Genomic DNA, 25,076 nt, shown 5'->3' with positions numbered 1-25,076 from the left:
CCACCGGCCCACCGGCCCACCGGCCCACCGGCCCACCGGCCCACCGGCCCACCGGCCCACCGGCCCACCGGCCCACCGGCCCACCGGCCCACCGGCCCACCGGCCGACGGGCCGACCCGGTCGACCCCACCGGCCTCCCGCGACACGCAACCCACCTGGCCCATCGGCCCTGTGCCCGTATGGCCGTGCAGCCGGGCGTCCCGGCGGCCGGCCATACGGCCGCAGGGCACGGGTGGCCTTGCGCCGGCCGCAAGGCACGCCGGCCTGGCGGACCTGCGGCCCTGTGTCTGTACGGCCGCCTGGGCGGGTTGCCGGCGGCTGTGCGGCCCCGCGCCCGTACGGCACGGGAGGCCGCAGCCAGCCGCCAGCAGCGTGGCGGCTCTCCGGCCCGGCGGCCTGCGGGCCTGCGAGGGCCTGGGGGCCTGGCGGTCCTGTAACCCGGTGGCCCTGTGGGCCGGCGGTTAGAGGGCTGTGTCCGTGTCGGCGCCGGGGCCGGTCCCGGGTGCGGCGGCGTGGCGGGACGGGCCGTGTCGTCTGCGTATGGTCCGGGCCACGACGCCCGTCGCGCCCGCGAGGCACAGGCCTGCCACGACGACGGGGATCACCACGAACCACGGCGTTTCCCAGAGGCCGCCCGCGTCACCCGCGTAGATGACGCCCGCGAGGGCGAAGAAGGCGCCGGCGACCAGCCTGCCGGGCCGGAACTCATGACGCAGCACGGGCCACCTCCGCCTGTCCGACTCCGACCTGGAGGTCGAGGTCGATCGTCCCGGCGTCCGCCTTGCCCGAGAGCGGCGACAGGGTCACCTCCTTGTGCTTGCCCGGCTGCACGTCCACGTCCTTCTCGTCGTCACCCGGAAGCTGGATGTCTCCCAGCCCCACATCGATCCTCACCTTCACGGTCACGTCCCGCGGCACGATCACCCGCAGCCGGCCCGCCCCCACCTCGGCGTTGGTGCTCACGGTCTGCCCCTTGACCACGTCCAGCCGGGACAGGTCCAGCGTGCCTTCACCGGAGCCCAGGTCGTAGGCCGTCCTGACGTCCGCCACCGCCGTCGGCTGCCACGTAATGTCGATCCAGTGTGTGCCGATGTCCTTCGGTATGACGGCCGTGCCGGCCAGCAGGCCCGCCGTGACGATCGCCAGGAACACCGATCCCGCCCCCGTCCGCCCCAGGAACGAGCTGACCGCGATGCCCACGCCGAGCACGATGAGCGCCGCCGCCAGGCCGGCCTGCAGGCTGGTGCCGAGCGGATGATCGTCCCACGCGAGCCGGGTGACGAGGCCGCCCGCGAGCACGGCCAGCAGGAAGAGCCAGCCGCCGATCCAGCGCGGCCCGCGTGGTCCGGCGGACGGCTCGCGCCGGGTGCGTATGCCCTCGGGGCGGTGCGTGTGGCCGATCAGGTCGACGTTGATGGCCGTCGTGATGTCCCGGCCGCGGGCGTCCCACGGCCCCCACAGATAGCCCGTGCCGCCGTCGTGCGTGCCGTCCTTGACTATGGGGTCCCGCCACCAGGACGGGTAGCCGGTGGGGGCCGGTGGCGCCTGGGCCTCCGGCGGTGCGTCGGCGACGGCCTGCGCGGAGAGCGGGTCGGCGTCGGAGGAGTCCCGGTTCCGCGACCAGTACCCGGCGCCCGCGAGGAGCAGGGAGACGACGACGGCGAAGGTCAGCACGCTGCCGTTGTTCAGCATCGACAGGAACACCCCGCAGCCGACCAGCGCGAACAGCACGGCCGCGAGGGCCTGGCCGTCGACGCGGCCGGTGAGGAGCTTGCGCACCTCGTTCTGCCCGTCGTCGGAGTAGGGGACGAAGAGCCAGGCGAAGCCGTAGAAGATGAGGCCGATGCCGCCGGTCGCGGAGAGCACGGCGAGGGTGATGCGGAAGATCACCGGGTCCATGTCGCAGTGCCGCCCGAGGCCCGCGCACACCCCGGCGAGGACCTTGTGCTCCCGGTTCCGACGGAATCTGGGCGGAACACCGACGGCTCCCGTGTCGGCCGCCGTTTCGGCCGCTGCCCCGCCCGACGCAGCGGTCCGCGCCCCGGCGGCTGTCGCGGCCTCGGCCGCCGCCTCGGCCGCCGTCCTGAACTCGGTCCTGGCTTCTGTTTCCCCGGACGGGCGGTGTCCTTCGCGGTCTCCCTGTTTTCCGTGCGCGCCCGCCCGCTCGTGCGCGCGAGGCTTCTCACCCGCGGCGCCCGGGGAGCCAGGGGACGGGGCGGCCGCGTCGGGCGCGGTGCCCCCGTCGGGCACGGCGTCCGCGGCGTGCTGGTGATCTGTCATGACTCCATGGTGGCGGGAGAGCCGCCCCCGCGGCAGTCGGAATGACCCTGGTCGGACCCTGATATCGGCCCTGATCCGGGGCAGGGGAGGTGTTCGACCTGGGAGGGCCGCGAAGATCAGGGGCGTCTCGGGGGCGAACCCTGATGCCTGGCAACGGCCCCCGTGTGACCATCGTTGGCATGCCGGAAGCCGCAGCAGCGCCACTCGTCGAACCGCGGCCCCCGCGCAAGCTCTACCGCAGCAGTGATGGACGCTGGCTGGGTGGCGTGGCGCGAGGGCTCGCCGGGCACCTCGGGCTGCCCGTGGTGTGGGTGCGGCTCGTCTTCGTCGGCCTGTTCATGGCGGACGGCCTCGGCGCCCTGCTCTACGCGGCTTTCTGGTTCTTCGTGCCGCTCGGGATAGGCGGCGTCGGCGATCAGAAGCCGCCGGCGTTCGTCGCCACCGAGACGGCGCCCGACGGCCGCCGCAGACTCGTCGCCCGCAAGCCGGACAAGGGGCAGATCGTCGCCCTGCTCCTCATGGTCGTCGTCGCCATGGTCTTCGTGGGCAACGTGAATCTGGGCAGCGGTGCCAAGGCCTACCTCCTGCCCGCCGTCCTCGTCGGCGCGGGCGTCGCCCTCGTCTGGCGTCAGGCGGACAACGCGCGCCGGGCCCGCTGGGTGGAGGTCGGCCGCAGGCGCCGTACCCTCACGCTTCTGCGTGCGGGCGCCGGTGTCCTGCTGGTCACCGCCGGCGTCTCCGGCACCTTCGTCCTGCAGGGCTCCGCCGCCCACCTCGGCTCCGTTCTGCAGGCGGCGCTCGCCGTGATCGTCGGCATCACGCTTCTCGCCGGTCCCTACCTGGTCCGTATGACGCAGGACCTCTCCGAGGAACGCCTGATGCGCATCCGCGCTCAGGAACGCGCGGAGGTCGCCGCCCACGTCCACGACTCGGTGCTGCACACCCTGACCCTGATCCAGCGCAACGCGGAGAACGCCGGGGAGGTACGCCGACTCGCCCGCGCCCAGGAGCGCGACCTGCGCACCTGGCTCTACAAACCCGAGGGCACCGGCAAGGAGGAGGCCGACGAGCCGACCACGGTCGCCGACGCGGTGCGGCGCAACGCAGCCGAGGTCGAGGACAAGCACGGCGTCCCCATAGAGGTCGTGGTCGTCGGCGACTGCCCGCTCGACGACCGCGTCGGCGCACAGATGCAGGCCGCGCGCGAGGCGATGGTGAACGCGGCCAAGTACGGTGGCGAGGGCGGCGCCGTGCAGGTCTACGCCGAGGTCGAGGGCCGGACGGTCTTCGTGTCCGTCCGTGACCGCGGACCCGGCTTCGACCTCGACTCGATACCCGCCGACCGCATGGGCGTTAGAGAATCGATCATCGGCCGCATGGAGCGCAACGGCGGCACGGCGCGGCTGCGGGCGGTCCCGGGCGGCGGCACGGAGGTCGAGCTGGAGATGGAGAGGGCGGAGAAGACGTCATGAGCGATCCGACCGAGAGCGATCCGACCGAGACGAACGGCACGGCGGGAGTAGCGGGGGCAACGGAGTCGGCCGCGCCGGCGAAGGCCTCCGGCGACGGCACGGGCGGGCGCCACGTGCGCGTGGTCCTGGTCGACGACCACCGCATGTTCCGTACGGGCGTACAGGCCGAGATCGGCCAGACCGAGCAGACCGGCGTCGAGGTCGTCGGTGAGGCGGCGGACGTCGACCAGGCGGTCACCGTCATCACCGCGACCCGGCCCGAGGTGGTCCTGCTCGACGTCCACCTGCCGGGCGGCGGCGGGGTGGAAGTGCTGCGCCGCTGTGCCCCGTTGATGGCCGACGCCGAGCAGCCGGTGCGCTTCCTCGCCCTGTCCGTGTCGGACGCGGCGGAGGACGTGATCGGGGTGATCCGCGGCGGTGCCCGAGGCTATGTCACCAAGACGATCACCGGGACCGATCTGGTCGACTCCATCTTCCGGGTGCAGGAGGGCGACGCCGTGTTCTCGCCGCGTCTCGCCGGGTTCGTCCTCGACGCGTTCGCCTCGACGGACGCGCCGCCGGTCGACGAGGACATGGACCGCCTCACCCAGCGTGAGCGTGAGGTCCTGCGGCTCATCGCCCGTGGTTACGCCTACAAGGAGATCGCCAAGCAGCTCTTCATCTCCGTCAAGACGGTCGAGTCGCATGTCTCGGCGGTGCTGCGCAAGCTCCAGCTGTCCAACCGTCACGAACTGACCCGGTGGGCCACGGCACGGCGGCTGGTGTGACGGACGCGGCGTCGCCGAGGGGCGGTCACGGCTGAAGACCGAGGGGCTCACACCACTCGGGTCGCGCCCGCGAACGGCATCTCGTCGATCGGGGCGACGCGCACCGGGGCCGACGGGTTCGGAGCGTGGATCATCTGGCCGTTGCCGATGTAGAGGCCGACGTGGGTGATGCCGGAGTAGAAGAACACCAGGTCGCCCGGGAGGAGTTCGGAGCGGGAGATCCGCTGCCCGGCACCGATCTGGGCGTAGGTCGTGCGGGGGAGGGAGACACCGGCGGAGCGGTACGAAGCCAGGACGAGGCCTGAGCAGTCGAAGGCGTTCGGCCCGGTCGCGCCCCACACATAGGGGCTGCCGAGCTTGGAGTACGCGTAGGAAACGGCCGCTGCCGCACGCGAGTTGGGGGCGTCAACGGTGGCGGTGGCGGTGGCGGAGCCGGGTGTCTGGAGGCCGGCGCGTCCGGCCGTCGAGGCGCGTGAGGCGCGGTCGGCCGTGGTGGTGCCGCCGGCTCCCTCACCGATCCGGGAGCGCTGCGCCGCCGTCAGCTGGGACAGCAGACGGCGTGCCGCGTCCAGCTTGTCGGTGATCGTCTTCTTGTGCGTCCTCAACTCGGCCTGCCGCGCCCTGAGCGAGGTCAGTTCGACGCGCGCGGCGCCGCGCAACTGCTCGATCTCCCGCAGCTGTCTACGGACCCCGGCGACGGCGGCGGACTGGCGATCGCCGGCCCGTTCGACGAAGACGGCGCCGTCCAGATACCGGTCGGGGTCGTCGGAGAGCGCCAACTGCACGGCAGGATCCAGTCCGCTGCTGCGGTACTGCGCCGCCGCCATCGAACCCAGCGCCTCCCGCGCCGAGTTGAGCTTCTCCTCCTTGCGCGCCGCCTCGTCGCGCAGGGTCACCAGCCGCTGCTCGGCCGACTTCGCCTTCTCCTGCGCGCCGTTGTACTTCTCGGTGGCTTCCTCCGCCTCCTGGTACAGCTTGGCCACCTTCGCCTTGACCTGGGCCGACGTCAGGTTCGGCTCGGCCTGTCCGGTCCCGTCGAAGGCCGTCGCCGTCGCCGCGCCCGCGAGGGCGAGGGTGAACGCCGTACGGGCCGTCTGGCCGCCGAGCGAGCGCTGTCGGGGCTTGCGGTGCGCTGCCACTGGGACTGCACGTCCTTTCGTACGACCGCCTCGTCCGTCCTCCCACGGCTACCGGGCGACCGCCGTGGGGGGAGCGGACGGACGGCCTCGAGGGGAGCGGCTGACGCGTCCGGCGACGACCCGCACGGGGGAGCAGGACGCCGCCGGACTCCTCGGCGGTGGTGGCCGACTGCCGCCCCTGGCCCGGGCGGCGGTGGGGAGCCGGTCACCTGGGGGAGGACGCTAGGCCGGTCTATGTCGGGTCGGTAACGCGAAGTACGGAAGTGACGTGAGCGGACTGCCGGGTGACCGTATGTGTCCGACAATCCGGGCCGAGTACGTCAGGTTCGCGCGGCGCGCTGACCGAAGCGGTGGTTCCGGGACACCTTCGGAGCGGCGGGTGCTATGGAGCGCATATATGCACATGCCATAGGGAGAGCCGGTGTCGGGCGGCTCGGGGGCGGCTGATTAGCATCCGGCTTCATCGCGGTGCTCTGGACCTGACGGAGGCACGGGCCGCGGCGAGTGCCAGAGCGGCGACGACCAGCCACGCCGCCACCGCCACCCACAGCAGCACCTCCCCCGGTCCCTCGAGCGCCGGGACGTCGACGGCGGCGGCCACGGACAGGGCCGCCGCCGCTGTCATCCCCAGCGGGAACACCGTCGCCCAGCGGCGCACGTCGTAGCGCGGCCGGGGCCATGCGACCTCGGCGATCAGCAGGACGGCGCACCAGGCCAGGTCGAGCACCAGCAGCGCGACGGTCACCGTGCGCAGGACACCGGTGTCGTCGCCGTTCCACAGATACAGGTCCCCGTCGTCGGCCGCGAGGAGTTTCGCCCCGGCGAGTGCCGAGATGGCGAGGGCGCCGCCCGCGATCCACTGGTCCCCATGGCCCTCGGCCACCTGGCGCAGGTCGAACAGGGCCAGGGCGACGCAGTAGAGCACGATCCCGAGCCCGAACAGCACGAGCGCGGTGTGCGCGAGCCAGGCCGCGGACTCCGCCGCGGCGAGGGCCGCTCCGAGCACGGCGAGGCCCTGCGTGGCCACGCAGCCCAGGAACACCGTCCCGGGCATGCCCCGCCTCCACCGCCGTACGACGGTCACCAACAGCACGGGCCACAGCACCGCCGCCAGCGCCAGCAGCGCCTCGGCCGGGGTCCGCCGGCCGAGCGCGCAGAGGCTGGTGCCGAGCACGGTCGTCGCCGCCACCGCGGTCAGCGCCCCCGGCGTGCCCGCCTCGGCCAGCCACTGCTCAGGCGCCCGCAGCAGGCGGACGACGAAGTCGGCTGCCAGCGCCGCCCACGCGACGCCCGCCATCGCCAGAGTGACGCGGGACAGCACGTCGTATCCCGTGAGGTGCAGGCCGACCGACATGATCCCGGTCGCCATCACCGCGGACCCGGCCGTCGGCGGCCTCCGCGCCCACCAGAGGCGGAGAGCGGAGCCGGGAGAGGGCGCGGGCGAGGGACGAGCCGAGGAGCCGGGCATGCGCCCGATGCTAAGGAGCACGACACAGCCCACGAGTGGGGCACGCGCGCGGGCGACCAGAAATACGCGCGGGGTGCAGGCGCGGGGGAGGGGCGCGCGGGCAGCCCCTGCGCGCGGGGTGCCCAGGGGCGCGCCAGGGGTGGTGGTGAGCGCAGAGTGAGAACTGGCAGGAGGGAGGAGGACTGGGCCTGGGGCGAGGACTGGGGCTGGGCGGGGCCTGGTGGGGTGGGCGCGCAGAGCACGGGCTCGTGCGGCGGGTCATGGGCGCCGTGCAGGGCGTGGAGCGGGGCCCGCGGGGCTGAGCGGGGTTTGAGCGGGAGCGGCGGCGGGCGATTGCGCCGGCGCGGGGCGCGCCACGCGGCCGCTCAGCGCGGCCCGCGCCACGTCGCTGGAGACGAAGCGCACCGCCCGCTCTCGCCTCCGCCTCCGTCCCCGCGAACGAACCCCACGCGCGCGTGCCCGTTACGCAGCCCACGCGCGCGTGCCCGTTACGCAGCCCACGCGCGCGTGCCCGTTACGCAGCCCACGCGCGCGTGCCCGTTACGCAGCCCCCCGTGTGCCCGCTGCTGCGTGCCTGCTACGGCGTTCCCCCGCGTCTGCCTGCCATGAAGCGCACGCGTGCGCGTCCGCCGTGAGGCTCGCGCGTGTGCGTCCGAAGTGAAGCTCGCGCGTGTGTGTCCGCCGTGCGGGTCACGCGCGCGTGGGCCATCGGAGTCGGCCTGCCCGTGCGTGTGTGTGCGCTCAAGCCGGGCGCACCACGCTGTGGATGCCCGACTCGCCGTCGTAGTAGATCGACTCCTCGCGGACGTAGGCGCCGGGCTTCGGGGCGTGGATCATCATGCCGTTGCCTATGTAGACGCCGACGTGGCTGACGTCGTCGTAGAAGAAGACCAGGTCGCCGGGCTGGGCGTCGGCGAGGGAGACGGTGGTGCCGGCGTTCACCTGGTCGTAGGTGGTGCGCGGGAGGGTGACGCCGGCGGCCTTCCAGGCGGCCTGGGTGAGGCCGGAGCAGTCGTAGGAGTCGGGGCCCGTGGCACCCCAGACGTACGGCTTGCCGATCTGCGCGCGGGCGAAGGCGAGCGCCTTCTCGGCCTTGGTGGCGTACGAGGAGTCCCCGGGGGAGGTGGACGAGGAGCCGGTCCCGGTGTCTGTGTTCGACGAGCCCGTGCCGCTCTCCTGCTGAGCCGCGGCCTGGTCCGCGGCCTGCTGCCGGGCGAGTTCCGCCGCCTGCCGGGCGGCCTCCTCCCGCTTCTGCTTCTCGATCGCCGCGAGGCGGGCCTTCTCCTGTGCCGTCAGCCGGGACAGCAGCTCGCGCGCGTCGCCGAGCTTCTTCTGGACGGTGGCCTTGGCGGTCTTCAGGTCGCTCTGCGTGTCGGTCAGCGACGCGAGGATCTCCGCGGCCTCCCGGCGTTTGCGCATCGTCGCCGACTGCTCGGTGACGAAGTCGTCGACCGCACCCTTCTGGCGGTCGGTCAGCCGGCTCATCAGCTGGTTCTGGTCGAAGTAGTCCTGCGGGGTGTCCGCGAGCAGGAAGGTCGCCGTGTCGGGCGCGGAGGCGCCGGTGCGGTACTGGGCCGCGGCATAGGAACCCAGCTCCTGCCGCGCCTCGTTGAGCTTCTGGGTGCGCTGCGCGACGTCGTCGAGGAGGCCGTCGACCTGCTTGCGCTGCTTGGTCGTCTTCTCCTTGGCGGCGTTGTACTTCTCGGTCGCCGACTCCGCCTGGCGATAGAGGTCGTCGACCTTCTTCTCGACCTCCTCCAGGCTCGGCTTGCCATCGTCCGGCGGGGCGGCGTTCGCCGTCTGGGAGAGCAGGGCCACGGACGTCAGGGCGGCGGTGGCGAGGGCGGGCGTGCGGATGCCTGCCACGCGCGGGCCCGCGGAGCGCGGCTTGCGGTGCTGCGACGCCAAGGGAGGCGACTCCTTCCAGTGCTCCGCCTACCGGGTTAGCTGTCGGGTTCGGGCGGGTAGATCATCGGAAGGGTTGCCCTACGGCCGCCTCCCCGAGAGGGAGTTGGGCCGATTCACCCCAGGGTTTCGGTGGGTCCCCGGCTCCGGCTGGCGCGAGCGGGCGCGTCGGACTCGGCGGAGGCCGCGCGGCCCGGCGGGGTTCGCCGGTGGGGGTCGTACGGCCTGTCCGGCACCGTAGCCAACTCGTGTGGCCCGTGTGAAGGTTGATGGGTGATATGTCCGATACATTTTCGTGACCTCGGGCTGTGATCTCGTGCTTCGGCCACGTCGGTCGCGGATCGTGACGGCCGCCTGCCGGAGGGTGAGTGGGGGAGATGTTCCGGGAGGGCGGCCGGTTGTCAGTGGCGCCCCCTAGACTCGGAGAGCGATGAGCAGCCTCTTTGACGACAGCTTCCTGGCGGACCTCCAGGGCCCCCGCGCCCACGAGGACGAACCCCCGCCGCCGCCCGAGGACGATCACGGACCGGAGTCGGTTCCCGACGATCTGTTCGGCGGGAAGTTCGACGTGCCTCCGGACCGGGACGCCTACTACCGCGGCGGCGCCCCGCGCCCGGCGCTGGACGCGGCGGCGCTCCTGGAGGGGCTGAACGACAACCAGCGTGCGGCGGTCGTCCACGCCGGCACCCCGCTGCTCATCGTGGCCGGCGCCGGCTCCGGCAAGACGCGTGTGCTCACCCACCGCATCGCCCACCTGCTCGCCGAGCGCAACGTGCACCCGGGGCAGATCCTCGCGATCACCTTCACCAACAAGGCCGCGGGCGAGATGAAGGAGCGCGTCGAGCAGCTCGTCGGCCCGCGCGCGAACGCGATGTGGGTGATGACGTTCCACAGCGCGTGCGTGCGCATCCTGCGCCGCGAGAGCAAGAAGCTCGGCTTCACGTCGTCGTTCTCGATCTACGACGCCGCAGACTCCAAGCGCCTGATGGCCCTGGTCTGCCGTGACCTGGACCTCGACCCCAAGCGCTACCCGCCCAAGTCCTTCAGCGCCAAGATCAGCAACCTCAAGAACGAGCTGATCGACGAGGAGGACTTCGCCGCCCAGGCCGCTGGGGGCACCTCCCAGGCTATTGGCTCTGGGGGAGGCTTCGAGGAGACCCTCGCCCAGGCCTACGCCATGTACCAGTCGCGGCTGCGCGAGGCGAACGCCCTCGACTTCGACGACCTGATCATGACGACGGTCAACCTGCTGCGCGCCTTCCCGGACGTCGCAGAGCACTACCGCCGCCGCTTCCGCCACGTCCTCGTCGACGAGTACCAGGACACCAACCACGCCCAGTACGCCCTGGTCAGGGAGCTGGTCGGCACCTCCGAGCACCCTGCCGACGTCCCCCCGAACGAGTACGACGTGCCGCCCGCCGAGCTCTGCGTCGTCGGTGACGCCGACCAGTCGATCTACGCCTTCCGGGGCGCGACGATCCGCAACATCCTCCAGTTCGAGGAGGACTACGCGGACGCGACGACGATCCTGCTGGAGCAGAACTACCGCTCCACGCAGACCATCCTGTCCGCCGCCAACGCGGTCATCGAGCGCAACGAGTCCCGCCGCCCCAAGAACCTGTGGACCAACGCGGGCGCGGGCGCGCGCATCACCGGCTACGTCGCCGACACCGAGCACGACGAGGCGCAGTTCGTCGCCGACGAGATAGACCGACTGACGGACGCGGGCGACGCGAAGGCCGGTGACGTCGCCGTCTTCTACCGCACCAACGCCCAGTCCCGTGTCTTCGAAGAGATCTTCATCCGGGTCGGCCTGCCCTACAAGGTCGTCGGCGGCGTCCGCTTCTACGAGCGCAAGGAGGTCCGGGACGTCCTGGCCTACCTGCGGGTGCTGGCCAACCCCGAGGACTCGGTGCCGCTGCGCCGGATCCTCAACGTGCCCAAGCGCGGCATCGGCGAGCGCGCCGAGGCGATGATCGACGCCCTGTCCCAGCGCGAGAAGATCAGCTTCCCGCAGGCGCTGCAGCGCGTCGACGAGGCCTATGGCATGGCCTCGCGGTCGACGAACGCCGTGAAGCGGTTCAACGCGCTGATGGACGAGCTCCGTACGATCGTCGAGTCGGGTGCGGGGCCCGCGACGGTCCTGGAGGCGGTGCTCGAACGCACCGGCTACCTCGCCGAGTTGCAGGCCTCCACCGACCCGCAGGACGAGACCCGTATCGAGAACCTCCAGGAACTTGCCGCGGTGGCCCTGGAGTTCGAGCAGGAATCCGGTGAGGGCGAGGGCGAGGGCGCGACGCCGCCGCCCGGGCTCTCCGACTTCCTGGAGCGGGTCGCCCTGGTCGCCGACTCCGACCAGATCCCCGACGAGCAGGAGGACGGCTCGGGCGTCATCACCCTGATGACCCTGCACACCGCCAAGGGCCTCGAGTTCCCGGTCGTCTTCCTCACCGGCATGGAGGACGGCGTCTTCCCGCACATGCGTGCCCTCGGCCAGACCAAGGAGCTGGAGGAGGAGCGCCGGCTCGCGTACGTGGGCATCACGCGCGCGCGGGAACGGCTCTATCTCACCCGGTCGTCGCTGCGCAGCGCGTGGGGGCAGCCGTCGTACAACCCGCCGTCCCGGTTCCTGGAGGAGATCCCGGCGACGCACGTGGACTGGAAGCGGACGGGGGCGGCCGCGCCCGTGTCCTCCGGCCCGGTGTCCGGGGTGGCGGCCTCGCTGTCCTCGTCCCGCTCGCGTTCCTCGGCCGCGGGCGCGTCCGGCTTCGCGACCCGCCGGACGGCGGAGAAGCCGGTGGTCGCGCTGACCGTCGGCGACCGCGTCACCCACGACCAGTTCGGACTGGGCACGGTCGTCGGCGTGAAGGGCACGGGTGCGAACGCGGAGGCCACGGTCGACTTCGGCGACACCAAGCCGAAGCGGCTGCTGCTGCGGTACGCGCCGGTGGAGAAGCTCTAGAGGCGACAGGACGCGGGCGCGGCAGGGCGCGACGGGAAGCGGGCGGAAGCGACGCGCAACGGCCCGACGGCGGGGGACCGCAAGCGAGTTGTCCGGTTGCGCTCGCTTACGTCGGGTTGAGCCCGTGGCTGCGCAGCCACGGCAGCGGGTCGATGGCCGAGCCGCCCGCGGGCCGGACCTCGAAGTGCAGGTGCGGGCCGGTGGAGTTGCCGGAGTTGCCGGAGTAGGCGATCGGGTCGCCGGCCTTGACGCTCGTACCCGAGGAGACGCGGTAGCTGGAGAGGTGGCAGTACCAGGTCTCCGTGCCGTCCTTCGCCGTGAGGATCAGCATGTTGCCGTAGGCGCTGTTCCACTGCGTCCGCACGGTGCCGTCGGTCGCCGCCATCACCGTCGTGCCGTAGGAGACGGGGAAGTCGATGCCGGTGTGCTGGGACATCCAGTTGATGCCGGCCTGGCCGAAGTAGGCGCTGAGGCCGCGCTGGGCGACCGGCAGGGCGTACTTGGGGCGCAGCCGCTCCTTGCGGGCCGCTTCCGCCGCCGCCTTCTTCTTCTCGGCCTCCTGCTGTGCCTTGAGGTCGATGCGTTCCTGCGTCCGGCTGGCCCGGTCGGCGAAGTCGTCGGCCCCGGCGCTCAGGGTCGCGAGCTGGGCGTCCAGTTTGTTGTTGGCGGCGGACGGCTTCACCGGCTGGGCGTCCGGCGCGGACGCCGTGGTGTCCTTGGCCTCGCCGCCGGTCAGTGTGCCGACCGAGGCCGCGGCGATCCCGGCGACCCCCATCACGCAGGCCGAGGGCACGGCCACGGTCAGCAGGGCGGAGCGCTTCGCGGGCATACGTCGCCGGGAGCGGTTCGCGTTGCGGGTGGCTGCCCGCCCGAGCGGGGCGGGGGCGGCCTCCTCCTGGTCGTCGAGGAGGGGGAGCGGGTCGCTGCCGGGCAACTCGCCCTCGGCCGGGGCGGGTTCGTCCGACTCGAGGTGCTGGAAGGTGGCGGTGGCCTGCTGGTCGAACGGGACCTCGGCCTGCTGCTCGTACTCCTCGACGGCCTCGGCGGAGGCGTTGTCGCCGCCGTCGGAGTTCCACTGCGTGGCGTCGTACGCGCCGGTGTCGAAGGCCTGCGTGCCCCATTCCCACTGCTGGGTCTGGTCGGCCGGGCTTGCGGACTGGCCGGGCTGCAGCCAGGCCGCGGCGTCCCACTGCCCGCTGGCATCGGCTGCCGTCGCCTGCTGCGGGACGGCGGCCAGGTGGTGCTGGCCGGTGGACCAGGCGGTCGCGTCGTACACACCCGAGTCGTAGGCGGCGTGGTGCTGGGCCGCGTACCCGTCGTAGTGCAGGGCCTGGTGGCTGCCTGTGTCCAGAGCCTCGTGGCTGCCCGTGTCCAGGGTCTGGTGGCCGCCGGTGTTCCACTGGGTGCTGTCGTACGCGCCGGTCGCGCTGTCGCCCGGGAACTCGCCGAAGAGGGGGTCGGCCGCCGGGAAGTGCCCGGTCGGGTGGGCGCCGGTGTCGAAGGCGCCGGTCTCCTGACCGTGGTACGTGGTGAAGCCGTCGTACTGGGCGTCCTGGGTGCCGTACGACGCGTAGTGCGCCGAAGCGGCGTCGGAAGCCGGGGCCGGGGGGGTCATCATCCCCGACGGGTGACGGTCGTTCACCAACTTCTCTTTCGCCGACAACAGGGGCTGCCAGAGCAGTGCGGCGACTGTACCCGTCGGTACGCGGGCACGACAATCTTCTGCAGGTTTCGCGCTCGCAGGAAAGGGGCATTCGGCCGTGTTTCGGGGGACGGCGGGCGCGGGTTTGGCTCTACGTTCGAATGACGTTCGATGATGGAGGGGTGTCGGACGCGGGTCGGACGCTTGGGGAACGTCTGTCGGAGGTGCGATCAGGCCACGGTGAGGCCGCCGTTGCGGGCAGCGGCGGAGGCGCCCGGGTGCGCCATCTCGGCGGCCGCGTCGAGGGCCTGGCGGATGCCGGTCGCGACGGCCGGGTGCACGGGCAGCGCGAGATGGCCGATGCCGGTCACCCGCACGTTCTGCGCCAGCAGGTCGGGGTGGTCGACGCAGGCGCTCTCCAGCGGATCCATCAGGTGGTCGAGATCGCTCCAGAAGCTGACGAAGTGCGTACGGCAACCCGGCGCGGGCTGGGCGAGCTCCTCGATCACCTCCGACCCGGGGCGCATCTGGCGCACGATCGGGTGCGCGTTCGCCAGCGGCGCCACCCGGGTGCCCGAGTGCGGGGTGCCCAGCGTGACGAGCGTCCGGACGCGGACGTCACCGCCCAGTCGCTGCACGTAGTACCGGGCTATCAGGCCCCCCAGACTGTGTCCGACCACGTCGACCTGCCGGCTTTCGGTGCGCTCGCAGATCTCCTCTATGTGCCGGCCGAGCAGCTCGGCCGCCGTGCGGATGTCGCAGGTCAGCGGTGAGTAGTTGAGCGACTCCACCCGGTGCCTGCCGTGCTGGGCGAGGCTGCGGCGCAGCAGGACGAACACGGAACGGTTGTCTATGAACCCGTGCAGCAGGACGACCGGCGGCCGGGCGGCCTGGGCGGGCAGCTGGGCGGGGTCCGCTGCGCCGGGGGCACTGGGCAGCGCGGGGTGGGCCGCGGCGCGGCGCTCCTGGGCGATGCCGGAGGGGTAGAGGAGCAGATGGCCCGCGAGGATCGCGAGGTCCAGCGCGGTCGCCTTGAGGAGCGTCATGGAGAGCCCTGCCAGCCTGCTCGGAAGGCTGGGGAGGCTGGAGATGTTCGGGATGTTCGGGATGTTGGGGAAGCTCGAGAGGTTGGGGAAGTTCGGAAGGGTCGGCAGGTCCGGCAACAGATGCCGGTACGGCGGAAGAAAGGGCTGCAGTGCCCGGGTGACCTTCATGGCCGACCTCCTGTCGGCACGCTGAGGACTTCTCTGTCCCCCGTGTGCCCTCGTGGAAGTCGCGGTGGAGGAGGTCGATCGGGCACGAGAGGGCGTGGAGCGGGTGCGGCTGCGGCGTGTGGGGTGTGCCGTGCGTCCTGTGCACGGCGGGGGTGTGACACCCGTGACGCCGATGACGTGACGAGGATCCCTGCCGGTGTGTCGACGAGGCTCCCCGCTGTCGTGCGTTACCTGCCCTACGTGCCCATCGTGCCCTCCGATGCGCCGTACCGCCACGCCACGCGGCTCGTGGCACGGCGGTACGGCGACCTCGTCGCGGCTCCCGGTGCGACTGTTCCCCCGTGGCGCGGGGGAACAAGTGCGCGGTGAAAGTGTGTCCCTCCGTGTGATTTCCCCCTCGCTCCGCACCGTGAAACTGCCGGTTGCGGGATGCTGGCGATAACGTTCGTTCACTTCCCCGGGCGGTCTGGCACGGGGTGTCCGTGCCGTTGAGGATGGACGTAGTCGCTTCATGGAGGCAGTGATGGGTGTGGCAGCCGGTCCGATCCGCGTGGTGGTGGCCAAGCCGGGGCTCGACGGTCACGATCGCGGGGCCAAGGTGATCGCGCGGGCGTTGCGCGACGCCGGTATGGAGGTCATCTACACCGGGCTGCACCAGACGCCCGAGCAGATCGTGGACACCGCGATCCAGGAGGACGCCGACGCGATCGGGCTGTCCATTCTGTCCGGGGCCCACAACACGCTCTTCGCCGCGGTGATCGAGCTGCTGAAGGAGCGGGACGCGGCGGACATCCTGGTCTTCGGCGGGGGGATCATTCCGGAGGCGGACATCGCGCCGTTGAAGGAGAAGGGGGTCGCGGAGATCTTCACACCGGGGGCGACCACCGCATCCATCGTGGACTGGGTCCGGGCGAACGTGCGGCAGCCTGCGGGGGCTTAGCCGGTTGTCATGCGGGTGGCTTGAGCGACCACCGTCCGGGGGCTCTCAAGTTCCTGGTTCATCACCGCTCTCAGTCTCAGCGTTCTCGCCAGTCGCTGGAATGCTTCCGACCAGTAGCCGGCAGCGCCCGGGGAGGCGTCCTCCGGCTCGTCCGGCGTGGTCAGGAGGGCGTCGAGACGGCTTGCTTCCGAGGGGTCCAGGCAGCGTTCGGCCAAGCCCATCACGCCGCTGAAACTCCAGGGGTAACTGCCCGCGTCCCGTGCGATGTTGAGTGCGTCGACCACGGCCCGGCCGAGCGGCGCCGCCCATGGGACGGCGCACACGCCGAGCAGTTGGAACGCCTCCGACAGTCCGTGGGCCGCGATGAAACCGGCCACCCACTGCGCCCGTTCGGCCACCGGCAGCGTGCTCAGCAGTTTCGCCCGCTCGGCGAGGGAGACCGCGCCCGGGCCGCCCGCGCCGGGCGCGGACGGCGCGCCGAGCAGCGCTCGCGCCCAGTCGGCGTCCCGCTGTCGTACGGCGGCCCGGCACCATGCCGCGTGCAGGTCGTCGAGCCAGTCGTCGGCCACCGGCAGCGCCACGATCTGCTCCGGCGTACGGCCGCCCAGGCGCTTCGGCCAGACGGCGAGCGGGGCCGCCTCGACCAACTGGCCGAGCCACCAGGACCGTTCGCCCCGGCCGGACGGGGCGCTGGCCGACACGCCGTCGCGTTCCATGGCCGTGTCGCACTCGTGAGGCGCCTCCACGAGGAGCGTGGGCGTGTCCCGGGTGTGGTCGACGGCCACGCACGCGCCGGCCCGGACCGCCATCCGCGCGGCGAGTGCCGAGCCCGGCAGCGCCGACAGCAACTCCGCGGCCGTCGCCCGCACATTGCGGCTGCGGTCCGCCAGCGCCTGTTCCAGGAACGGCTCGTCCCGCGCGCCGAGGCCCGTGCGCAGCGAGTCGAGGAACATCAGCCGGTCCTCGGCGCGTTCCGTCGGCCAGGTCGCCGCCAGGAGCTCACGGGCCGCGTCGGGGTCGCGGGAACGGATCGACGCCAGGAGGGCGACCCGCTCGGCGAACAGGCCCTCCTGCCAGAGCTTTTCGGTGCGCCGGGTGTCGTCGGGACCCGGCAGCGCCGGACCGGCGCCCGGGGCACCGCGCAGGGCGAACCGCCAGTCCGGGTTGAGTCGGGCCAGCCACAGCGCGCGCGGGCCGGCGAACTCCAGCGCCGCGGGCCGCAGGTCCGTACGCCCGCGGGCCGCGTCGAGCAGTGCGGGCAGGGACTCGGCCGGTGCGGCGAAACCGCGCGCGTTGACCGCGGTCAGCCATTGGGGCAGCAGTTCCATCAGATCCGGCGCCGTGCCCCGGCGGCCGCCTCCGCCGGTGCCGGGGCGGTCGGCCAGCAGCAGGCCGAGTCTGCGGGCCGCCGCGGCCGGCAGCGCCGGGCGCGGGTCCTCGGCGGCCGGCTGCGGGAGGGGGGCCGCCCGGCCGGGGCGCAGACCGGCCCGTCGGCGTACGGTCTCCGCGGCTGCCGCGTCCAGCAGGGCGGCCGGCGCGTTCCGGCCGGGCGCGGCTGCCGCGGGCCTGCGCCGGTCGGTGCCGAGAAGGGCCGCGGTGACCAGGTCCTCCCAGGCCGGTGGCCGGGGCGCGGGCGGGGTGGCGTTCATGAGACTCCCTTCTGTTGCCGTGGTTGTCGTGCGCGGGGTTCGGTCAGCACAGGCGCACCGGCTCCCCTGGGCCCGTCGGCCAGGCCGTCAGCGGGGTGAAGCCGCGGTGGCCGCACTCGCCGAAGACCGTGACGGGGGCGCCGCCCGAGAGGGCGACCAGACGCCACAGGCCGGCGCGGGAGGTCGCCGGGGTGAGGGGCAGGGCCGTGGTGCCGTCGGCGTCCGCCAGTTGCCAGGAGTCGCCGTCGGGGGTGGGGACGACATCGGTCAGGGTGAGGGGGATCGAGTCCTGCCACGGGTCGTGGCGCAGGGACTCGCCGTAGCGGGCGGTCGCCTCGGTCGTCGTCATGCCCGCAGGGCGGGCGCCGGTGGGTGTCGGCGGCGCGAACTGTTCGACGATCGAGGCCCGTTGCTGCCCGGCCCCCGGGTGCGCGGACAACTCGGCGTCCAGGGCGAGGCCGACGGGCAGCGTGAGCTCCGGGGAGCGGCCCGCGGCGCCGTAGGAGAGCAGGAGCGCGGTGCGGCCGGAGGCGGTGCCGTGGAGCCAGATGCGGCGGGTCGTCAGTTTCGGGTCCTGCGTGTCGTACTGGGCGAGAACCAGCCAGTCGTCCCGGACCGGTGGGCCCTGCGCGGCGGAGGGCAGGCCCACGCGGGTGCGGACCGTGGCCGCCAGGGCGGCCGGCAGCCGCTCGCGGTGCAGCCAGCCCTGGTCGAGGAGGTGGAGCAGCGCGCACTCCTCCAGCAGCCGCACCGGCCAGCCGGGACCGGACGCCGGGATCGCCCCCAACTCCCGTACACGCGAGGCGAGTCCGGGTGCCTGGGCGTCGACCATGCGGGCCGCCGTCTCCTCCCACAGCCCGTACCCCCCCTGCTCTGCCGTGGCCAGGCCGGAGCGCAGGAGGTCGGCGAGTCGCTCCTCCAGCTCCGTCGCCCCCGCGGTGATCCGCGCGGCGCGCCGCTCCGCACGGCGACGCGCGCCCTCCGGGTCGGCGGGGCCGGACCCGGCACCCGCCGGGCCCGCCTCCGGTTTCTCCTTCTCCCGCGCACGGCTGCGGTCGGCGATCCACTGCTCGGCCCAGTCCGGCGCCCGCCCCGCCGGCACCGATCCCTCCCCCTCGGCCGACCAGAGCAGCAACAGCCCGAGCGCGTGCTTGCACGGGAACTTGCGGCTCGGGCAACTGCACCCGTACGCCGGGCCGGATGAGGCCGCGGCCGGGTGCGTGACGTCGACGACCGTCCGGTACGGCGTGCCGCCGCTGCCCGCGCACAGCCCCCACACCACCGCCCCCTCCTGCGACCTGCCCGTACCGGACCACGGGCCGGCCGTGCCGAGTTTGCTCCCCGCTTTGCGTGACGCGGAGTCAGGCGCCAGTGCCAGCACCTGATCCGCAGTCCAGCGCACCCCCTGCTGAGTCATGACATCGAAGGTAGAGCCCACCACTGACAATCGGTCCGCCGAGCGCCCGGCGGAGGCTCGGCCGGCATGGCCGGGAGGACGTTTCCGCAGGTCGGATCGCATTGTCAGTGGCGTGGTGCACGGTGGACACCAGATCCGAACCGGCCGAGCTGGAGGGGGCCTCAGCCATGTCTGTGTCCGTAGATCCGACGTCCGTGAATCCGACTGGGAACGAGCCGGCGGAGACGTTGCGTCCGCACGCCGAGGACGCCTTCGCCGACGAACTCGCCGCGCTGGCCGCGCAGGACGACCGGCCACGCCCGGCCCGCTGGAAGCTGTCCCCGTGGGGCGTCGCCACCTATCTCCTCGGCGGCGTCCTGCCGGATGGCACGGTGATCTCGCCGAAGTACATCGGCCCGCGCCGCCTCGTCGAGGTCGCCGTCAGCACCCTCGCCACCGATCGCGCCCTGCTTCTGCTCGGCGTCCCGGGCACCGCCAAGACCTGGGTCTCCGAGCACCTGGCCGCAGCGGTCAGCGGTGACTCGACACTGATGGTGCAGGGCACGGCGGGCACACCGGAGGAGGCGATCCGCTACGGCTGGAACTACGCGCAGCTGCTCGCGCAGGGGCCGAGCCGGGACGCGCTGGTGCCCGGCCCCGTCATGCGGGGCATGGCGGAGGGGGCGACGGTACGGGTGGAGGAGCTGACCCGTATCCCGGCCGACGTCCAGGACACGCTGATCACCCTTCTCTCCGAGAAGACGCTCCCGATACCGGAGCTGGGGCAGGAGGTGCAGGCCGTCCGCGGGTTCAACCTCATCGCCACGGCCAACGACCGCGACCGCGGGGTCAACGAGCTTTCCAGCGCCCTGCGCCGGCGCTTCAACACGGTGGTGCTGCCGCTGCCGGAGAGCGTGGAGGCCGAGGTCGACATCGTTGCGCGGCGCGTCGACCAGATCGGCCGCTCCCTCGACCTGCCGGCCGTGCCCGACGGCATCGACGAGATCCGCCGCGTGGTGACCGTCTTCCGCGAACTGCGCGACGGCGTCACCTCCGACGGCCGTACCAAGGTGAAGTCGCCGAGCGGCACGCTGTCCACCGCCGAGGCCATCTCCGTCGTCACGGGGGGCCTCGCACTGGCCGCCCACTTCGGGGACGGCGTGCTGCGGTCGGGGGACGTCGCCGCGGGCATCCTCGGCGCGGTCGTCCGCGACCCGGCCGCCGACCGGGTCGTCTGGCAGGAGTACCTGGAGGCGGTCGTGCGCGAACGCGCCGGCTGGACGGACTTCTACCGCGCGTGCCGGGAGGTGAGCGCGTGAACGGCGGCAACGAGAACGAGGAGAGCCGGGCCTGGGGCCGGTACCCGTACCGAGGAGTGGGGAGGGTGGCTGTGAACGACGACACGAAGTGGCCCCGCAGGTGATGGGGGACGGGACGACCGGCGCCGTGGAGAGCGATGGCCAGGGCGCCGGGGCGGTGCGGCCGCTGCTGCTCGGGGTGCGTCACCACGGGCCGGGGTCGGCGCGGGCGGTACGGGCGGCACTGGAGGCCGCCCGGCCCCGGACCGTGCTCATCGAGGGGCCGCCCGAGGCCGACGCGCTGATCCCGCTGGCCGCCGACGAGGACATGCGACCGCCGGTCGCCCTGCTCGCCCACGCCGTCGAGGAGCCCGGCCGGTCGGCCTTCTGGCCGCTCGCCGAGTTCTCCCCGGAATGGGTCGCACTCCGCTGGGCCCTGGACCACGAGGTCCCGGCGCGCTTCATCGACCTCCCCGCCTCGCACACGCTCGCGTGGGAGGAGACGGAGGGGGAGGCGTCGGGCAGTCGTGCGGTGCGAGGGGATCCGTTGGCGGTGCTGGCCGAGATCGGCGGGTACGACGATCCCGAGCGGTGGTGGGAGGACGTCGTCGAGCATCGGACCGCCGCGGCCAAGGATCCGTATGCGCCGTTCGCCGCGCTCGAGGAGGCCATGGAAGCCCTGCGGGAGACGCAGGACACCGACGAAGGGGGGCCCAGAACCCATCGGGACCTTGTGCGGGAGGCGTACATGCGCGTCCAGGTGCGGGCGGCCCAACGGGAGTTCGGGGCGGACGGGGTGGCCGTGGTGTGCGGGGCGTGGCATGTGCCCGCGCTGCGCCGGAAGGCCGCCGTCGCCGCCGACCGGGCGCTGCTCAAGGGGCTGCCCAAGGTCAAGACCGACCTGACCTGGGTGCCGTGGACCCACCGCAGGCTGGCCCGGGCCGGGGGGTACGGCGCGGGCATCGACTCGCCGGGCTGGTACGCGCATCTGTTCGGCGCGCCCGACCGGCCGGTCGAGCGCTGGCTGACGAAGGTGGCGTTCCTGCTGCGCGAAGAGGACCTGATCGTGTCGTCCGCGCACGTCATCGAGGCGGTCCGGCTGGCCGGGACGCTCGCCGCGCTGCGCGGCCGGCCGCTGCCCGGCCTGAGCGAGACGACCGACGCCGTGCGCGCGGTGCTGTGCGAGGGCTCGGACGTCCCGCTGGCGCTGGTGCAGGACCGGCTGGTGGTCGGGGACGTGCTGGGCGAGGTGCCGGCCGGCGCGCCCGCGGTGCCCCTGCAGCGCGACCTCGACCGGGTGCAGCGTCGACTGCGGCTCAAACCGGAGGCCGCCGTACGGGAGTTGGCGCTCGACCTGCGCAAGGAGAACGACGCCGAGCGCAGCAGGCTGCTGCACCGGCTGCGGCTGTTGCGCGTCGAGTGGGGCGAGCCGGCCGTCTCGCGCGGCAGCACGGGGACGTTCCGGGAGACGTGGCGGCTGCGGTGGGAGCCGGAGCTGTCCGTGCGGGTCGCCGAGGCCGGGGTGTGGGGGACGACCGTGCTCGCCGCGGCCACCGCCAAGGCGGAGGCGGACGCCGTCGGCGCGCGGGGGCTGGCCGAGGCGACGGCGCTCGCCGAGCGCTGCCTCCTGGCCGGGCTGCCGGACGCGCTCTCGACGGTGATGCGGGTCCTGGCCGACCGGGCCGCCCTCGACACCGACGTCGGCCACCTCGCCCAGGCCCTGCCTGCCCTCGTCCGCTCCCTGCGCTACGGCGACGTACGCGGCACCGACACCCGCGCCCTCGCGGAGGTGGCCGCCGGCCTCGCCGAACGGGTCTTCGTCGGCCTGCCCCCGGCCTGCGCCTCGCTCGACGCGGACGCGGCGGACGAGATGCGGCGTCATGTGGACGCGGTGCACGGCGCGGTGGGGATGCTGGAGGAGACGGCCTCACCGGAGCGCGGCGACCGTGAGCCGAGCGGCGGCGGTCTGTGGGCGCGCTGGCGAAGTGTGCTGCGGGTGTTGGCGGGGCGGGACAGCGTGGCCGGTGTCGTGCGGGGGCGTGCGGTGCGGCTTCTCCTGGACGAGGGGGAGCTGGATCCGGACGAGGCGGCGCGGCTCATGGGGCTCGCCCTGTCGCCGGGCACGCCGCCGCCGGACGCGGCCGCCTGGATCGAGGGCTTCGTCGGCGGCGGCTCCGTGGGGGGCGGGCTGCTCCTCGTGCACGACGAACGGCTCCTCGGGCTCGTCGACGGCTGGCTCACGGCGGTGCCGGCGGAGGCGTTCACGGACGTACTGCCGCTGCTGCGGCGGACGTTCTCGGCGTACGAGCCGGGGGTGCGCAGAACGCTCGGGGAGTTGGTCCGGCGCGGGCCGGGGCAGAGCGGGAACGCGTCGGCGGCCGGTTCCGGGGTACCTGGCTTCGCGGCCGAGCAGGACGCCGGGCGGGCGGACGCCGTGCTGCCGGTCGTACGGCTGCTCCTCGGGCTGGACGGAGCGGAAGAGGACGTCGACAACGACCTTGTGGGGGTGGCGGGATGACGAAGAACCGAGTGAGGGAACCGCGAGAGGGCGCTCACGTGACGGCCGCCGGCAGGAACAAGAGCAGGAACGGGGTCGAGGCCGGCGGTCGTCCGGCGGTCGCCGTCGCGGTGATGCCGCTCTGGGAGCGGCCTCGCACGGGGGCGCACCGATGACGACCGAGGCGCTGGACCCGACGCGGGAGCGGCTGCGGCGCTGGCGGCTCGTGCTCGGCGGCGACACGGCGGACGGAACCGAACACGGCCTCTCGGGGCGCGACGCCGCGATGGACGGTGCGCTCACCGCGCTCTACGGGAAGGACGACGCGGCACGGACGGGGCGGGACCGTGCGGCGGGGCTCGGGGCGTCCGCGCCGTCCGTGGCCCGCTGGCTCGGGGACATCCGGACGTACTTCCCCTCCTCCGTCGTGCAGGTCATGCAGCGCGACGCCATCGACCGGCTCGGGCTGTCCGCGCTGCTGCTGGAGCCGGAGATGCTGGAGGCGATGGAGGCCGACGTGCATCTCGTCGGCACGCTGCTCTCCCTCAACAAGGCGATGCCGGAGACGACGAGGGAGACGGCACGGGCGGTCGTCCGCAAGGTCGTCGAGGAGCTGGAGGCGCGGCTGGCCACCCGCACCCGGGCCGCCCTCACCGGCACCCTGGACCGGGGCGCGCGGATCAGCCGGCCGCGCCACCGCGACATCGACTGGAACCGCACGATCGGCGCCAACCTCAAGCACTACCTGCCCGAGTACGGGACGGTCGTGCCCGAGCGGCTCGTCGGGTACGGGAGGGCGTCGCAGTCGGTGAAGAAGGAGGTGATCCTCTGCATCGACCAGTCGGGGTCGATGGCGGCGTCGGTGGTGTACGCGTCGGTGTTCGGGGCGGTGCTGGCGTCGATGCGGTCGATCGGCACCCGGCTCGTCGTCTTCGACACGGCGGTCGCCGATCTCACCGACCTGCTCGACGACCCCGTGGACGTCATGTTCGGCACCCAGCTCGGCGGCGGCACGGACATCAACCGGGCGCTCGCCTACTGCCAGTCGCAGATCACCCGGCCCGCGGACACGGTGGTGGTACTCATCAGTGACCTGTACGAGGGCGGGATACGCGACGAGATGCTCAAGCGGGTCGCCGCGATGAAGGCGTCGGGCGTGCAGTTCGTCGCGCTGCTCGCGCTGTCCGACGAGGGCGCGCCGGCCTACGACCGTGAACACGCGGCGGCGCTCGCGGCGTTGGGCGCACCGGCGTTCGCCTGCACACCCGATCTGTTCCCCGAGGTCATGGCGGCGGCGATCGAGAAACGTCCGCCGCCCGTCCCGGACAGCGCCTGATACGGGAGGGGGGCTTGCGCGACCTCGGGACGCGCGTGCAAGGATCGAGGGCACGTTGTCGCCGCACCGAGGACCTCCCTCTTGATCTGGCCCACCGCTCTTCCCGTTGCCGCTCTGCGCGTCCTGCGCACGGCGGTCGGGCGGCGTGTGCTGCAACTCGCCTTGCTGGTGGCCGGGTTGTTCGCGCTCGGGTTCCTCTGCGGGGAACAGGCGCAGGCGGCGGAGGGCGTGCCGACCCCGGTTGCCGCGACGAGCCGGGTCGAGAGCCCGACTTCGGCTGCGGCTCCGGCTCCGGCTCCGGCTCCGGCCCCGACTTCGGCTGCGGCTCCGGCTCCGGCTCCGGCTCCGGCCCCGACTTCGGCTGCGGCTCCGGCTCCGGCTCCGGCCCCGACTTCGGCTGCGGTTCCGGCTGTGGTTCCGGACAAGGTCGTACAGCCCGTCGGTGAGGTCGTGGCGGCCGCGAGCGAGGAGTTGGGCAGGGCGTCGACGCCGGCGCCGCCTGTCTCGTCGTCGCCGAGGTTGCCGTCGCTGCCCGTCGTGTCGGACCTCTCCGACGTCCACGATCTGCCGGGCCTCTCCGAGTTTCCCGGTATCCCCGGCATCCCCGCCCTCCCGGGGCTTCCGGCGCTTCCGGTACGGACGCTTCCGGCGCCCGTCGCGCAGGCGCCCGCGCCCGATTCGGCGGTGAGCCCGTCGTCGGACGGCCATGCGGCCGGTGACCGGGCGACGGCCGAGAGCGCGGTGTCGTACGGGCCGGTGGGCTCTGGCACCGGCGGTTCGGACGGCGTAGGTCATCGCGTCGTGCCCGCCCACACCGGCCACGTCCCCCTGCCTGTGCGGCACGGGCCCGCCGGTGATCGCAATGGCGTGCTGGGCGGCGGGTCGGTGCTCGACGGCGGCGCGTCACGTCACGGCGACGCGCATGCCGTCACGCCGTATCAGCGGGTGCCGCTGCGGCTGGCGCCCGGCAGTGCCGTGCGTTCCGACGCGGCCGAGACACGGGACAGGTTCCGGGACATTCCGGTCTTCCCCGGCTAGGGACAGGCGGTCTTCCCCCGCCCCAGACCTGCCGCGCGGGGGTGGAGCAGGTCTGCCCACCCGTCCGAAGTCT

General features: G+C 73.2%; 17 protein-coding genes and 1 riboswitch. Of the genes, 8 read left to right on the top strand and 9 right to left on the bottom strand.

All coding sequences use genetic code 11. The annotated features are described in order from the left end of the window. Nucleotides 1-461: 461 nt before the first annotated feature. Together ACIBTS_RS26500 and ACIBTS_RS26495 are read right to left on the bottom strand one after the other, a co-directional pair. Entirely contained in the window at nucleotides 462-719 is a 258-nt protein-coding gene (locus tag ACIBTS_RS26500) for a hypothetical protein (protein ID WP_399322625.1), read from the bottom strand. Then, nucleotides 706-2,280: a PspC domain-containing protein gene (locus ACIBTS_RS26495; protein ID WP_399322624.1), complete on the bottom strand. Its 1,575-nt coding sequence runs from the start codon at nucleotides 2,278-2,280 to the stop codon at nucleotides 706-708. The genes ACIBTS_RS26500 and ACIBTS_RS26495 overlap by 14 nt, the downstream gene beginning before the upstream one ends. A 143-nt stretch (nucleotides 2,281-2,423) precedes the next feature. Here ACIBTS_RS26495 and ACIBTS_RS26490 point away from each other — a divergent pair, with 143 nt between their 5' ends. Then, nucleotides 2,424-3,752 (top strand): ATP-binding protein, encoded by a 1,329-nt coding sequence (locus ACIBTS_RS26490; protein ID WP_173877696.1) that lies wholly within the window; start codon nucleotides 2,424-2,426, stop codon nucleotides 3,750-3,752. After that, nucleotides 3,749-4,519, top strand: coding sequence for a LuxR C-terminal-related transcriptional regulator (locus ACIBTS_RS26485; RefSeq protein ID WP_399322622.1), 771 nt, complete (start codon nucleotides 3,749-3,751; stop codon nucleotides 4,517-4,519). The genes ACIBTS_RS26490 and ACIBTS_RS26485 overlap by 4 nt, the downstream gene beginning before the upstream one ends. Nucleotides 4,520-4,566: 47 nt before the next feature. On the opposite strand, the gene ACIBTS_RS26480 is transcribed toward ACIBTS_RS26485, so the two are convergent. The 3 genes from ACIBTS_RS26480 to ACIBTS_RS26470 all read right to left on the bottom strand — a co-directional run bounded on the left by ACIBTS_RS26480 (nucleotide 4,567) and on the right by ACIBTS_RS26470 (nucleotide 9,034). Further along, on the bottom strand, nucleotides 4,567-5,658 hold the full coding sequence (locus ACIBTS_RS26480; protein ID WP_399322621.1) for an NlpC/P60 family protein: 1,092 nt from the start codon (nucleotides 5,656-5,658) through the stop codon (nucleotides 4,567-4,569). Nucleotides 5,659-6,118: 460 nt separating this feature from the next. Further along, a complete protein-coding gene (locus tag ACIBTS_RS26475; protein WP_399322620.1) occupies nucleotides 6,119-7,126 on the bottom strand; it encodes a tellurite resistance/C4-dicarboxylate transporter family protein in 1,008 nt (335 codons plus the stop codon). A 741-nt stretch (nucleotides 7,127-7,867) separates the two neighbouring features. Continuing rightward, on the bottom strand, nucleotides 7,868-9,034 hold the full coding sequence (locus ACIBTS_RS26470; protein ID WP_399322619.1) for an NlpC/P60 family protein: 1,167 nt from the start codon (nucleotides 9,032-9,034) through the stop codon (nucleotides 7,868-7,870). Between the two features lie 7 nt (nucleotides 9,035-9,041). After that, nucleotides 9,042-9,207: riboswitch (cyclic di-AMP (ydaO/yuaA leader) on the bottom strand. Between the two features lie 254 nt (nucleotides 9,208-9,461). Between ACIBTS_RS26470 and pcrA the strand changes: the two genes are divergently transcribed. Beyond that, nucleotides 9,462-11,993, top strand: coding sequence for a DNA helicase PcrA (gene pcrA, locus ACIBTS_RS26465; RefSeq protein ID WP_399322618.1), 2,532 nt, complete (start codon nucleotides 9,462-9,464; stop codon nucleotides 11,991-11,993). A gap of 106 nt (nucleotides 11,994-12,099) precedes the next feature. On the opposite strand, the gene ACIBTS_RS26460 is transcribed toward pcrA, so the two are convergent. Both ACIBTS_RS26460 and ACIBTS_RS26455 read right to left on the bottom strand, forming a co-directional pair. After that, entirely contained in the window at nucleotides 12,100-13,608 is a 1,509-nt protein-coding gene (locus tag ACIBTS_RS26460) for a peptidoglycan DD-metalloendopeptidase family protein (RefSeq protein ID WP_399322675.1), read from the bottom strand. A gap of 257 nt (nucleotides 13,609-13,865) precedes the next feature. Further along, entirely contained in the window at nucleotides 13,866-14,849 is a 984-nt protein-coding gene (locus ACIBTS_RS26455) for an esterase/lipase family protein (protein ID WP_399322617.1), read from the bottom strand. Nucleotides 14,850-15,372: 523 nt separating this feature from the next. Between ACIBTS_RS26455 and ACIBTS_RS26450 the strand changes: the two genes are divergently transcribed. Beyond that, the gene (locus ACIBTS_RS26450; protein ID WP_099936101.1) at nucleotides 15,373-15,789 is read left to right on the top strand and encodes a cobalamin B12-binding domain-containing protein; all 417 of its coding nucleotides are present in this window, start codon (nucleotides 15,373-15,375) and stop codon (nucleotides 15,787-15,789) included. On the opposite strand, the gene ACIBTS_RS26445 is transcribed toward ACIBTS_RS26450, so the two are convergent. Continuing rightward, nucleotides 15,786-17,438: a DUF5691 domain-containing protein gene (locus ACIBTS_RS26445; protein ID WP_399322615.1), complete on the bottom strand. Its 1,653-nt coding sequence runs from the start codon at nucleotides 17,436-17,438 to the stop codon at nucleotides 15,786-15,788. The genes ACIBTS_RS26450 and ACIBTS_RS26445 overlap by 4 nt on opposite strands. A gap of 43 nt (nucleotides 17,439-17,481) precedes the next feature. Further along, nucleotides 17,482-18,855 (bottom strand): SWIM zinc finger family protein, encoded by a 1,374-nt coding sequence (locus ACIBTS_RS26440; RefSeq protein WP_399322614.1) that lies wholly within the window; start codon nucleotides 18,853-18,855, stop codon nucleotides 17,482-17,484. A 167-nt stretch (nucleotides 18,856-19,022) separates the two neighbouring features. On the opposite strand from ACIBTS_RS26440, the gene ACIBTS_RS26435 reads away from it, so the two are divergent. The 4 genes from ACIBTS_RS26435 (at nucleotide 19,023) to ACIBTS_RS26420 (ending at nucleotide 25,003) form a co-directional block, all read left to right on the top strand. Further along, nucleotides 19,023-20,153, top strand: coding sequence for an AAA family ATPase (locus ACIBTS_RS26435; protein ID WP_399322612.1), 1,131 nt, complete (start codon nucleotides 19,023-19,025; stop codon nucleotides 20,151-20,153). A 103-nt stretch (nucleotides 20,154-20,256) separates the two neighbouring features. Beyond that, complete coding sequence (locus ACIBTS_RS26430) at nucleotides 20,257-22,650, top strand: DUF5682 family protein (RefSeq protein ID WP_399322611.1); 2,394 nt, start codon at nucleotides 20,257-20,259, stop codon at nucleotides 22,648-22,650. A 151-nt stretch (nucleotides 22,651-22,801) separates the two neighbouring features. Further along, complete coding sequence (locus tag ACIBTS_RS26425; protein WP_399322609.1) at nucleotides 22,802-23,965, top strand: VWA domain-containing protein; 1,164 nt, start codon at nucleotides 22,802-22,804, stop codon at nucleotides 23,963-23,965. Nucleotides 23,966-24,376: 411 nt separating this feature from the next. Further along, nucleotides 24,377-25,003 (top strand): hypothetical protein, encoded by a 627-nt coding sequence (locus ACIBTS_RS26420; protein WP_399322608.1) that lies wholly within the window; start codon nucleotides 24,377-24,379, stop codon nucleotides 25,001-25,003. The last annotated feature ends 73 nt before the right edge of the window (nucleotides 25,004-25,076 follow it).

Origin of the sequence: Streptomyces sp. NPDC050121, from assembly GCF_044460385.1 — a bacterium.
GTDB lineage: Bacteria > Actinomycetota > Actinomycetes > Streptomycetales > Streptomycetaceae > Streptomyces > Streptomyces soliscabiei.
This window is presented reverse-complemented; position numbering and strand designations above follow the sequence as displayed.